Here is an 11,923-nt window from a genome sequence, read left to right on the forward strand (position 1 = left end):
CGCGCCTCCGCGGTAGCGGCGGCTGAAGTCACGCAGGGCCTCCACGGCGACGTCGATCCCGACCTTGTTGCGGTACTTGAAGCAGTCGGCGACCGTCTTGGCCGCCGAGTACACGCGGACCTCGACCCCCTCGATCCTGTGGGTCTCGACGCCCTCGGTGAGGGCCGCCCCGGAGAAGCGCTTGACCCTGAGCCGCGGGTAGTCGAGCTGCGGCTTGCGGGCTTTCTCGGGCAGGGCGATCCACACTTCCGCCGGAAGCTGTGTCGTCAGCTCGTGGAAGCGCAGCGCCGTGAGCAGGCAGATCACCGCGCTCGGGACCCGCTTCGCGACCTGGGCGAGCGCGTGGTCGGCAGTGTGAGGGTGATTGCTCACGACGTAGATCCCGCGGGCCTCACGCGCCACCTTGCCCTTGCGGACGAGCCTGTACAGCCTCCGACGCGGAATGCCCTGCCCCTCGAGGTCGGCGGCCCGCACGACCCCGAGCCGGCGAATGATCTGGAGTGTTCTCCGTTCGTTGTTGTTCGCCACGATGCCGCCATTGTACAAGACGTCGGGGTTTGTTCACAAGTCCCGACGTTATGTTCTGCTCCGCGGCGCCGGCGCCGCTCACTTCCCGCCCGTCACCTCGGCCAGCATCCGCAGGATGTCCGCCTCGATGCCGCGGATGTCGGCCTCGATCTCCTCCAGGGGGCGCGGGGGCGTGTAGCGGTAGAAGTACCGGTTGAAGTTGATCTCGTAGCCGACGAGGCCCACCTGGCCGTCCTTCGGGTCGCGCCTGTCCACGTCGATCCAGGCGTCCGGGACATGCGGCGCCACCTCTCGCGCGAAGAAGGCCTCGACGCTCTCGCCGAGCGGCACGCTCTCCGTATCGCGCAGCTCCGGGTCGGGCTCGGGGCTGCCCTGCCTGTCGCGGCAGATCGCCGCCGTCTCGTCACGCTTGGAAAGCGCGGAGAGAATCGCCTTGCTGACGAGGGCGGAGAGCTTCACGCCCCCCTTCCTGGCGGTGCCCTCGAGCACCCGCTCGAACTCCTCCCTGTTCTTGAACAGCGTGTCCGGTAGCGTGCGGACGAGCCTGCGGATCGCCTCCTGCTGGGCGCGTCCTTCGGCCTGCTCCCTCGCGCCCGCGGCGCCCTTCCTCTTCGACTGCGCGAGAGCGTGGAACCCCCGCTCCTCTTCGAGGCGCGCGACGCGCTCACGGATGGCCTGGAAGCTGAGCCGCAGCGGGCGCTCGACGGTGATCTTCCGAAAGCCGAAGTGGGTCGTGGGGAAGATCTTACTGACGACAACCTCCTCTTCCTTCCCGTCCTTTGCCACCGTACGCGTGTCGCCGTCCTTGAAGTCGGCGAGGATCTTCAGGACGTCCTGCGCGCGGTCGAGCGGGATCTCGCGGCGCTTGTCGCCGAGGCTTTTCCGCATCGGCACCCAGAACGACGTGGCGTCGATGAGCTGCACCCGGCCGCGGCGGTGGCGGGCCTTGCGGTTGGTGACCACCCACACGTACGTCGCGATGCCCGTGTTATAGAAGAGCTGCTCGGGCAGGGCGATCAAGGCTTCGAGGAAGTCGTTCTCCAGGATGAAGCGGCGGATCTCGCTCTCCCCGCTCCCGGCATCGCCCGTGAAGAGCGGCGAGCCGTTCATGATGATCGCGATGCGCGAACCGCCCTCCTTCGGGTCCTTGGCATGCGCCAGCATGTGAAGGAGGAAGAGGAGCTGGCCGTCGCTGATCCGCGGGAGCCCCGGGGCGAAGCGGCCCGCCGCACCCCGCTCGTGCTCGGCGCGCACGGCGTCCTCGTCCCGCTTCCAGTCCTTGCCGTAAGGGGGATTGGCGATCAGGTAATCGAAGCTCGTGCCTGCGTGGCGGTCGTTCGACAGCGTGGTTCCGTAGGCGATGTTGTCCGCGTCCCGCCCCGTCGGGTCCTTCATGAACAGATCCGACTTCGAGACCGCCCACGTCTCGGGGTTCACCTCCTGGCCAAAGAGGTGGATCTCCGCCCCGGTGTTGATCGGCGGACGGATGACCTCTCCGTTCCTTCGGAGGCCCACCGTGATGTGCTCCTTCGTGATCATGAGCATCCCGCCGGAGCCACAGCACGGGTCGTAGACGGTCCGGACCACGCCTCTCGCGCGGATGTGGGCCTCGTCCCCCGCCAGCATCAGATCCACCATCAGGTGCACGACGTCCCGCGGCGTGAAGTGCTCACCGGGGTTCTCATTCAGCGCCTCGTTGAACTTGCGCAGCAGCTCCTCGAAGATCGTACCCATCGTGGGGTTGTCGATCTTCTCCGGGTGCAGGTCCACGTTCTTGAAGCGCTCGAGCACCTGGAAGAGGAGGCCCGCCTCGTCGAGCTTGCTGATGGTGTTGTCGAAGTCGAACTTCTCCAGCACCTCGCGCATGTTCGGGCTGAATCCGGCGATGTAGTTCCGCAGATTCGCCGCCAGGTGCGGCGCGTCGCCAAGGACCTTCTCGAAGTTGTAGCGCGAGGTGTTGTAGAAGGCGAAGCCCGAAACCTTGCGGAGCTGCGGGTCGAGGTTCTCGAGCTTCTTGCCACGCAGCTCGGTCTGCTTGCCCAGGACCTTCTCCTTGGTCGGGGCCAGCACGCAATCGAGCCGCCGCAGCACCGTGAGCGGAAGGATCACGTCCTGGTACTTGCCCCGCTTGAAGGTGTCGCGGATCAGGTCCGCGACCCCCCACAGGAAGCTCACGATCTCGCTATGGTTCACTGACGTCGGTCTCCATGACCGCAGGCTCCGGCCGCAGTGTCACCGGCGCCGTCCAACGCCGGGATGAGCCGCGGCGCGAAGCGCCGTCGGCTGGATGCCAAGGTTACGCGGCACCGACCTCGACGAACTCTCCCTGCGAGCATGGTGCCGGCACCGGCAACCCGTCCTGCCTCAGGCCGTCGATGTGAAACTCCACGGCCTCGCGGATTAGCCGTAGCACTTCCTCGCGAGTTTCGCCTACTGCCACACAGCCCGGTAGGTCGGGGACATGCGCCCCCCAGCTCGTCTCTCCCTGCTCGACGACCACCATGTAGCGCATCAATCCCATGCTCACTTCTCCTTCTGGAGGCCCGCCTGCTTGAGGATGGCGTTCAATGTGCCAGGCGGAATGTCCACACTCGGCTTGCCGGCCACCGTAACGGTGCCTCGCTTGCTCGGATGCTTGTCCTGCCGGTGACTGCCGCGAGTTCGTGCCAGCTGCCATCCATCCTCAGCGAGCAGTCGAATCAGTTCTGCGACCTTCACATACTCCTCGGTATCACCCTCGTTGCCGGGCAACTGGAGCCGCAGATGTCACTCCCCATATCTTGCCATCGAAACGCCAGGTGTGGCCACGCCTTGATTGGCTGCGAGATTGTGGAGCATATGTTGGCGCGCGTGCCGGCGGACGCCGCCCAGCGGCTCACGATGCGAGCACGCGGTCGGCCGGGCTGCAAAGGGCGGCCGGTGCACGGTGGAGGTCTTGGGCGTTGGCCGGGCAGCGCCTGGACGAGCCGCCTGATCGCAGGAGAACCATCTCGACCGCCCCCTCTCATGCTGGCACGCCCACTATAGCGGCCACCCCTCGGGCGGGCAAGGGCGGCCGCGCTCGGTCGGCTCCAAGCCCGTGTCCCGGGTCGAAGGCGGGTCGCTATCACCACACGCGCTGTGCGGGCATCCGCGGGGGGCTCTCCGGGCTTTACCGGGCCCCGGAGTCGCCCTATCATCGCGGCAGACGAATTCCTGATCCGAGGAGGCGACCGTGGCCGAGCGCCGCAAGACTGCCAGGACGAAGGCCCCCGGGCCGAAGACACCGAGGACGAATCCCTTCGAGGAGGACCTCGACCGGGGGCCGGCGAACTACGCGCCGCTCACGCCGCTCTCCTTCCTCTCCCGGGCGGCCACCGTCTACCCTGGCAAGGCCGCGGTCATCCACGGGGAGCGCGTGCTCACGTACGCGGAGTTCTACGGGCGCTGCCGGAGACTGGGCTCGGCGCTCAGGCGGCGCGGGATCGGGCGCGGGGACACCGTGGCGGTGATGGCCCCCAATGTCCCGGCCATGCTGGAGGCCCATTATGGCGTCCCCATGACGGGGGCCGTGCTCAATGCGCTCAACTACCGGCTGGATGCGCGGACCATCGCCTTCATCCTGGAGCATGGCCAGGCCAGGCTGCTCATCACCGATCGGGAATTCTCCGACACCGTGGGCCAGGCCCTGGGGATGGTCAAGCGGAAGCTCACGGTCATCGACATCGACGACCCCCTCCACGCGGGCGGGCGGCTCCTCGGCGGGAAGGATTACGAGGCCTTCCTCGCCGAGGGCGATCCCGAGTGGGCCTGGCGGGGCCCCGCCGACGAGTGGCAGGCCATCTGCCTGCTCTACACCTCGGGCACCACCGGCAACCCCAAGGGCGTCGTCTACAATCACCGCGGCGCCTATCTCAACGCCCTCGGCAATGCACTGGCCTTCGGCCTCACGCCGGCCTCCGTCTACCTCTGGACCCTGCCCATGTTCCACTGCAGCGGGTGGACGTACACCTGGGCGGTGACGGCCGCCGGCGGCACCCATGTGTGCCTGCGCCGCGTGGAGCCGGCGCTCATCTTCCCCGCCATCGAGCGCCACCGGGTGACGCACATGTGCGGTGCCCCCATCGTGCTGACCACGCTGATCCACGCCCCCGAGGAGGTGAAGCGCACGTTCGACCACGTCGTGGAGGTGGCGACGGGCGGCGCCGCGCCCCCCTCCACGGTGATCGCCGCCATGGAGGCCATGGGCTTCCGCGTCACGCACCTCTACGGGCTCACCGAGACCTATGGCCCGGCCACGCTCTGCGCCTGGCAGGCGGACTGGGAGGGGCTCGATCTCAAGGCGCGCGCCGAGAAGATGGCGCGCCAAGGCGTCCGCTACCCCACGATGGAGGATCTCATCGTGGCCGATCCGAAGAGCTTCAAGCCCGTGTCCCGGGACGGCCGCACCGTGGGCGAGGTGATGCTGCGCGGGAACACGGTGATGAAGGGGTATCTCAAGAACCCGCGCGCCACTCGGGAGGCCCTTCGCCGCGGCTGGTTCCGCTCGGGCGACCTCGCCGTCTGGCACCCGGACAACTACATGGAGATCAAGGACCGCTCGAAGGACATCATCATCTCGGGCGGCGAGAACATCTCCTCCCTCGAGGTGGAGGAGGTCCTCTACGGCCACCCGGCCGTGATGGAGGCCGCCGTGGTCGCCAGGCCCGACGAGAAGTGGGGCGAGGTCCCCTGCGCCTTCGTCACCCTCAGGCCCGGCGCCCCGCCCGTCATCGCCGAGGAGCTGATCCAGTGGAGCCGGGACAGGCTCGCCCACTACAAGGTGCCGAAGCACGTGGTCTTCGGCCCCCTGCCCAAGACCTCCACGGGGAAGATCCAGAAGTTCGTGCTCCGGGAGCAGGCGCGCGGGGCGCCGGCGTAGAGGGCGCGAGCGAGGACCTGCCGCGGCGGGGCTCAGCGGCGCGGGCGAGAGGTGCGGCGACCCTCGGACGCAAGCGAGCGCGGGATCGTCCGCACGGCGCTGTCCTACCGGCCGCTGCGCGAAGAGCCGCGCTTCCGGACAGATCTGGAACGCCCTCCGCCGCGATGCTTCAGGTGTTCCAGCATCGCCTCGAGCCCCAGGATGTAGGACTGCACCCCGAACCCGGCAACCATCCCCACACCCGCCTCCGCCAGGACCGAGTGGAACCCGCGCTTCTCGATGTTGGTGATGTGGACCTCGACGTAGGGGAACGGCACCGCGCGGAGGCAGTCGCGCAGCGCGTAGCCGGAGAATATGAAGCCAGCCGGGTTCATGACGAGCCCGTCGATCCCCTCGTCCGCCGCGCGGTAGAGCCGCTCGATGGCCTCGCCCTCGCTGTGGGTATAGAAGATGGTGAGGTCGTAGCCGTTGGCGCGCGCGTGCTCGCGCAGCATGGCGTCGAGCTCCGCGGCCGAGGTCCTGCCGTAGATCTCCGGCTGCCGCCGGCCGAGATAGCTCATGTTGGGGCCCTGGATCAGCAGGATCTGCGGCATGGAACGCCCTCACGTTTCCGGCGGTCCGCCCTGCCCACCGGCGGCTCCACCATTCGTGTGCTCCAGGTTCACCGCTCCGCCTCGAGGGTCTCGCCTGGGCTGCCGGAGGCTCAGCACTTCACCGGGTAGGTGAGCACCAGGCGGTCGGGCGGGTACCGCCTCGTCTCAGCGAAGCAGCCGACGATTCTCGGCAGAGGGTCCTCGATGTCCTTGCGATCGCGCCCTCTCTGCAGCTCCAGGTGCACATGCTCGAAGCCCGGCCACGCGCGCTGCCCCGATGTGCCGACGGCGCCGATCCGCTGGCCCCGCCTGACGCTGTCCCCGGCCGACACGGCGATCGCGGAGAAGTGGCAATAGACCGTCCGGTAGCCGTGCGCCTCGTGAGCGATCACGACGATCAGCCCGCACAGATCGCCGGTGTCCCGCGCCACGGTGACGCGGCCGTCGGCCGCCGCCAGCACGTCCGCCCCCGGGCGGCCGGCAACGTCGATGCCGCGATGCGGACTCGGCCGCGGATAGCCCTCCGAGCCCAGCCAGTCGCCAAAGCCCGCGAGAATCCGCGGAGCCCCATCTGGCGGGGCGGTCATCGCGCGCAGCAGGTGTCTCGCGGGCAGGATGACGAGAAACACCATGGCGACGACGCTGACGACCACGGGATAGAGCCGGAGCCGCCCGTCGCCGCGATACCGGCGGACGAGCCGAACCAGCGCGTTGACGAACGACCACACGACCAGCACGGCCCCGACGGCGGCCAGGGCCGGAAAGAGAAATCGCGGCGCGCGCTGGGCGATCCACGGGGAGGAGGCGCCCACCAGTACCAGGACAGTCGCCAGCAGCGTCAGCCAGAGGGTCCGCCTCGCCATCACGCGCCCTCGTGCCCGACGCCTCGACACCATCACCTCGGGGGCTTCCTGCTCCGCACCGGAACTCGATCCCGATGAGCTCATGACCACCCTCTGCCGGATCACCTATGAACAGATCACCGATCACCCCGCCCGTGCCCCTTGCCCTTGCCGTCACCCCTGCCGCGGTCCTTGCCATCGCCCCTGCGGTCGCCCCTGTCGTGACCCCGGCCGCGGCCCCGGTCGTGATCGTCATCCCGTTCCTTCCACTGCCGCTTCTCCGCCCACTCCCGTCCCCACTCATTGCCCCAGCGCGGCGGCCGCTGCCTCTGCCACTGCTTCCAGTGTCCGGGGGGGAGGCGGTAGTAGTTCACCGGCACGAGCAGGACGGGTCGCGGCACGACGCTCGGGGCGACGACAATCCAGGGGCCGTTGTACCCGGCGCTCACGTGCCAGCCGCCGTTGGCAAAGGCCCAGTACTGGCCCCCGTAGAAGAAGAGGTTCGCGGAAACGGTCGGTACGTATCGGACGGCTTGAACCTCGGGGACGACCACGAGCCGAGGCGGCGACGGGAGATGTATGCCGATGTCGACATGCACCTGAGCGCCCGCGGGCGCAGCCAAGGCGACTGCGAGCAACACAGCGACGAACACGCAGGTGAACGGTCCAAGCAGCGCGATCCCTGGAAAGAGAACTCCTCGTCTCATCGCCTCCCCCTCCGCCTCTTGATGAGCTGTTCGAATGTCGACTCTCGTCGCCGCTCGCCGGCCTGTCTATTGGAGCGTGGCCTGCCGGCGCTCGCCGAACTGGCCGCCACCGATGCAAGCGGCGGCCGGGGCCGAGCCGGGCGCCGGCGTGCCAGCCGCCCGGCGGCCGCGAACACCGAGCGGAGCATCGGGCGCGTCAGTCGGCCCGTGAAGGTGTTCTGCTGGCTCGGGTGGAAGGAGCCGAGGAGGATCACGCCATCGGGCATGCGACTCCTTGCGCCGTGACCGAAGCGGGGCAACGGGCGCGGCAGCGAGAGCCCCGCCGCGCGGCGCGCCCGCAGATAGGCGTCCCAGCCGATCCGGCCCAGGGCGACCACGACTCGCACGCGGCGCAGCAGCGCGAGCTCATCGATCAGATAGGGCCGGCAGCGCTCCATCTCGGCGGGTGTCGGCTTGTTGGCCGGCGGCGCGCAGCGAAGCGCGGCGGTGATGTAGGCGCCACGCAGGCGCAGCCCGTCGTCGCGGCCGCGCGAGATCGGCGTGTTGGCGAGCCCGGCGCCGTGGAGGGCGCGGAAGAGCCAGTCGCCGCTCCGGTCTCCCGTGAACATGCGCCCCGTGCGGTTGCCTCCGTGAGCCGCCGGCGCGAGCCCGACCACGAGGACGCGCGCGGCGGGATCGCCGAAGCCGGGCAGAGGGCGCGCCCAGTAGCGCTCGCCCTGGTAGCGCCGCGGCGGATGCGCGGCGGCCGCCTCGCGGTGACGCACCAGACGCGGGCAGCGCCGGCACGCCTCGATCCGCCGCGAGAGGGCGCGCAGCCTGGCGCTGCGCTCCTGCGCGCGGCCGGTGACACTCACCGCGCGCGGAGGTCCTGCACCCGCCGGAGCGGGGAGCCGTCCCGGCGCGCGATCGTCCGTCGTACGGGGCGCGTGCCGTCGCCGAACGTCGGCTGCCAGGAGGAGTGCTTCCCCGCCCCGCCCACCACGATGATGCTGATGTCCTCCGGCGCCCGCACGATGGGCAGCATGGCGTCCGGGGCGTCGCGGGCGCCGCGGCGCTCGATCTGATACTGCCGGTACTCCGGCCCCAGGCGCGCCAGCGGGAAGCGAGCGTGCTCGAAGAGGAACTCCTTCACCTGGCGCTTCGTGAAGCCCTCGCGCGCGATGGTGGCTGCGTGCTCGGGCCCCAGGGACAGCAGCGGCCAGCCGGCGCCGAGGAGGTTGTTGCTGCCCGCCTGGCCCATGGCGCCGGCGATGGTGCTGAGGACGCCCACGGCCGTGTTGCTGTAGTGGTCCTGGATGTTGTGCGGGCCCTCGCAGCCCATCACCGTGACCGCGCTCACGTCACGCGGCAGGCCGTGCTCGACGTGCAGCGGCTCCCAGGGGTTGTCGGCCTCGTTCTCGGCGACGCAGGAGGCGATCTTGGCCGGGCTGCCCTGGGTGGCGCGGTCGCCCGTGCCGGGCAGCCCGCCGCCGACGTTCATCAGCACGAGGCGCAAGGCCCGGCCGATGGTCAGGTTGGCTCTCGCGCCCTGGCCGAAGGCGTTGTAGCCCGAGTTGAGGCCGATCTCGCGCGCGATGGGGCCGTTGACGATGAGCAGCGGCGCGACTGGGTGCGTCGTCGCCTGGATCGAGTCGAGGTTGAAGCGGGGGTCGGCGAGGGCCTCGATGGCGGCGAGGACGACCGGGAAGTACTCCGGGCGGCACCCCGCCATGACGGCGTTCGCCGCGATGCGGTCCACGGTGGCCTCGCCCTGCCGTGGAGGCAGGACGCCGATGACCTCGCGGGGGTCGCGATCGGTCCACCGGAGGAATTCGCCCACGGCCGCAGCCGTCGGGGGCACGATGGGAAGCCCGTCGGTCCAGCCGCGCTCCTGATAGTGGGCGTCCACCTGGTCGTAGCCGCCCGGGAAGACGAAGGTCCCCGCCGCAGCACCGAGGTCGGTCATGGTCGGGTCACCGCCTTGACCACCGCCTCGAGCACCCCGTCAGCCTTGCGCAGCACCTCGTCCGCGCGGATGCCGCCGAGGGGATGGGAAACGAGGGCCAGCGGCAGCGCCTCGAGCCCCCGGTTACGCGCCTCGAGACGCGCCAGCGCCTCGAACTCGGTCGTGCCCATCACAGCCGTCGGGATGCCGCGCTGCTCGAGGACGATGGCGCCGTGGATACTCCACGACGTGCACGACCCTCAGTCGGCGCTCCCGACCAGGACGAAGTCGCAGGCGGACAGCGCCTCGACGATCTCGGGGGCCGGGGGACCTGCGACGGGCTTCTCGCGCTTGACCACCTCCGCCACGCCGTGCCGCGCCTTGAGGCGCTCGACCACCGCGAGCATGAGCATGCCCGCATTCGCCTTGCCGTTGTCGAGGATGCCCGCGCGCCGCCCGGCGAGGCTCGCCAGCCGCGGCGCCAGCGGGGTCGCGCGGGCGCGGCTCTCCGCCGTGGGGTCGTAGAGGATGATACCCGGTGTGCTCATCTCCGTCCCTCCGTTCGCGGAACGTGCCCACCCGATGGGCGGTTGGGAGACCGTCACTCCCCCGGTCAAGAGGTCGAGCCCGCCCTTGGAGGCATTGTACGCGGCGAAGGCCGGATCGCGCCGGATCCCGTCACGGTGGAGATGTGGTCGTCCGTGCCCCCCCGCTGCTGCCCGTGTTCACCGGGGCCTGTTGACTGCCGGAATCACCGTCTCGCCGAACAGTCGGACGGCATCGAGGATCTCGCGCTGGTCGGGCCCTCCCGGATGACGGAAGCGGAGCAAGAGGCCATCCACCTGCGCCTCCTCCCACCGATCGATCTGAGCGATGCAGTCGTCGGGCGTTCCCAGGATCACGTGGTCTCCGGCCTCGGGTCCGTTCCCTGCGACACGCGTGGCCAGGAGCGATTCCATCTGGCGGGCGTAGGCCTCGTTGCTGGCGTACTGCGAAAGCGAGTCCCGCATGGCTCGCTCGTACACGGTGGCCGCCTCCTGGCGGGTGTCCGCGACCCAGGCGTCCCGAAGCGCGAAGACCCGCGCTGGCCGTCCGATCCGCTGCGCGGCGTCGCGGTACCGCGAGGCCCACCGCCGGATCGTCGCCAGGGACGTCACGCGGCTGGCCAGCCATGCATCCCCCTTCGCGGCAACCCGCGGGAGCCCCACCTCGCTGCCGGCGCCTATCCAGATGGGGGGGGAGGGCTCCTGTCGCGGCCGCACCCCGAGATCGACCGCCTCGAGCGTGAAGTGCTGCCCGTGAAAGGTCACGCCGCGCTCGGTCCAGCAGCGCCGCACGATCTCCACCCCCTCGTCGAGCAGGGCACCCCGGTGGCGCATCGTCGTGCCGAACGCGGCGAAGTCCTTCGGCTGGTAGCCGACCCCCACACCCAGCACGAGGCGTCCGCCCGAGAGAACATCGATCAGCGCTGCCTGCTCGGCGACGTGGACCGGGTGATGCAAGGGCAGGAGCAGAACGGCCGTCCCGACCCGGATGCGCCTGGTTCGCATGGCGATCAGCCCGGCCGTCAGCAGGGGCGAGGTCAGCGCCTGCTCCTGGTGGTGCTCGCCCACGAGGCACCAGGTGAAGCCGCAGGCTTCGGCCACGGCTGCTTCCTCGCAGATCGCCTCGAACAGTACCCGGAGATCCCCGCCGCGCCTGGTGACGGACGGGTAGATCCCAAACTCCATCAGCCGCTCAGGCGAAGACCTTGATGAAGGCGGCGTAGCTGTCGAGCACGCCAAGCGCGGCGTCGCGCCCCAGCGGCGGCATCGTCAGGACGATGCGGTGTACCCCGGCCTTCACGTAGGCGCCCACGACCCCCGCGTCGGGCTTCGCCGACCACACCGTGACCGGGACCGGCCCGCGCCCCGCCCGCTCGGCGCGCTGACGGAGATCCTCGATGCCCGCCACGATGTCCTCCCGCCCGTGGATCGGCATCCAGCCGGCGCCACAGTCGACCGCCCGCTGGCGCGCGTGCCCGCCCATGCCGCCCATGAGGATCGGCGGGTGAGGGCGCTGCACGGGCTTGGGGTTCGCCAGGCACCGATCGAAGTTCACGAACCTCCCGTGGAACCGGGGCGCCTCGCTGGTCCAGATCTCCTTCATGGCCGCGACCCGCTCCCGAAGCACCTGCCAGCGGAGGGCGAAGTCGGTGCCGTGATCGGCCATCTCCTCGGCGTTCCACCCACCCCCGACCCCGAAGATGAAGCGGCCTCGCGAAAGCACGTCGAGCGTCGCGACCTCCTTCGCCAGGACGATCGGATCCCGCTCCACCACGAGGCAGATGCCCGTGCCGATGCGCAACCGACTCGTCACGGCCGCCGCGGCGCCGAGGGCCGGAAAGGATCGAGCAAGCATCCGTACTCGCGCGGGAGATCTCCCCCGCC

General features: G+C 69.9%; 13 protein-coding genes and 1 pseudogene. 1 reads left to right on the plus strand and 13 read right to left on the minus strand.

Translation table 11 applies throughout. The annotated features are described in order from the left end of the window. From HYV93_18035 to HYV93_18050, 4 genes are all read right to left on the minus strand, one after another. Positions 1 to 528, minus strand: a 528-nt coding sequence (locus HYV93_18035) for a type IV toxin-antitoxin system AbiEi family antitoxin domain-containing protein (protein MBI2527871.1), incomplete at its 3' end; no start/stop codon positions are given. A 78-nt stretch (positions 529 to 606) separates the two neighbouring features. Further along, positions 607 to 2,721, minus strand: coding sequence for an SAM-dependent DNA methyltransferase (locus HYV93_18040; protein ID MBI2527872.1), 2,115 nt, complete (start codon positions 2,719 to 2,721; stop codon positions 607 to 609). Positions 2,722 to 2,824: 103 nt separating this feature from the next. After that, complete coding sequence (locus HYV93_18045; protein MBI2527873.1) at positions 2,825 to 3,040, minus strand: type II toxin-antitoxin system HicB family antitoxin; 216 nt, start codon at positions 3,038 to 3,040, stop codon at positions 2,825 to 2,827. An 11-nt stretch (positions 3,041 to 3,051) separates the two neighbouring features. Continuing rightward, positions 3,052 to 3,246 carry a type II toxin-antitoxin system HicA family toxin gene (locus HYV93_18050; GenBank protein MBI2527874.1) on the minus strand — a complete coding sequence of 65 codons (195 nt, stop codon included), beginning with the start codon at positions 3,244 to 3,246 and terminating at the stop codon, positions 3,052 to 3,054. A 496-nt stretch (positions 3,247 to 3,742) separates the two neighbouring features. On the opposite strand from HYV93_18050, the gene HYV93_18055 reads away from it, so the two are divergent. Next, positions 3,743 to 5,428, plus strand: coding sequence for an acyl-CoA synthetase (locus HYV93_18055; protein MBI2527875.1), 1,686 nt, complete (start codon positions 3,743 to 3,745; stop codon positions 5,426 to 5,428). A gap of 104 nt (positions 5,429 to 5,532) precedes the next feature. Here the strand turns inward: HYV93_18055 and HYV93_18060 are convergent, their stop codons facing one another. The 9 genes and pseudogenes from HYV93_18060 to HYV93_18100 form a co-directional block, all read right to left on the minus strand. After that, complete coding sequence (locus HYV93_18060) at positions 5,533 to 6,021, minus strand: 3-dehydroquinate dehydratase (protein MBI2527876.1); 489 nt, start codon at positions 6,019 to 6,021, stop codon at positions 5,533 to 5,535. Between the two features lie 110 nt (positions 6,022 to 6,131). After that, positions 6,132 to 6,884, minus strand: a complete 753-nt coding sequence (locus HYV93_18065) for a M23 family metallopeptidase (GenBank protein ID MBI2527877.1) — start codon at positions 6,882 to 6,884, stop codon at positions 6,132 to 6,134. 116 nt (positions 6,885 to 7,000) lie between these two features. After that, positions 7,001 to 7,570: a hypothetical protein gene (locus HYV93_18070; GenBank protein MBI2527878.1), complete on the minus strand. Its 570-nt coding sequence runs from the start codon at positions 7,568 to 7,570 to the stop codon at positions 7,001 to 7,003. After that, complete coding sequence (locus tag HYV93_18075) at positions 7,567 to 8,424, minus strand: uracil-DNA glycosylase (protein MBI2527879.1); 858 nt, start codon at positions 8,422 to 8,424, stop codon at positions 7,567 to 7,569. Before HYV93_18075 ends, HYV93_18070 begins: the two co-directional genes overlap by 4 nt. Next, entirely contained in the window at positions 8,421 to 9,515 is a 1,095-nt protein-coding gene (locus HYV93_18080; GenBank protein ID MBI2527880.1) for a hypothetical protein, read from the minus strand. The genes HYV93_18075 and HYV93_18080 overlap by 4 nt, the downstream gene beginning before the upstream one ends. Next, positions 9,512 to 9,685, minus strand: a complete 174-nt coding sequence (locus tag HYV93_18085) for a hypothetical protein (GenBank protein ID MBI2527881.1) — start codon at positions 9,683 to 9,685, stop codon at positions 9,512 to 9,514. The genes HYV93_18080 and HYV93_18085 overlap by 4 nt, the downstream gene beginning before the upstream one ends. A gap of 69 nt (positions 9,686 to 9,754) precedes the next feature. After that, positions 9,755 to 10,042, minus strand: a complete 288-nt coding sequence (locus tag HYV93_18090) for a hypothetical protein (GenBank protein MBI2527882.1) — start codon at positions 10,040 to 10,042, stop codon at positions 9,755 to 9,757. Positions 10,043 to 10,219: 177 nt separating this feature from the next. Then, complete coding sequence (locus HYV93_18095) at positions 10,220 to 11,224, minus strand: LLM class flavin-dependent oxidoreductase (protein ID MBI2527883.1); 1,005 nt, start codon at positions 11,222 to 11,224, stop codon at positions 10,220 to 10,222. A 7-nt stretch (positions 11,225 to 11,231) separates the two neighbouring features. Next, positions 11,232 to 11,923, minus strand: a pseudogene (locus HYV93_18100) (TIGR03619 family F420-dependent LLM class oxidoreductase).

This window comes from Candidatus Rokuibacteriota bacterium (genome assembly GCA_016188005.1).
Lineage (GTDB): Bacteria > Methylomirabilota > Methylomirabilia > Rokubacteriales > CSP1-6 > UBA12499.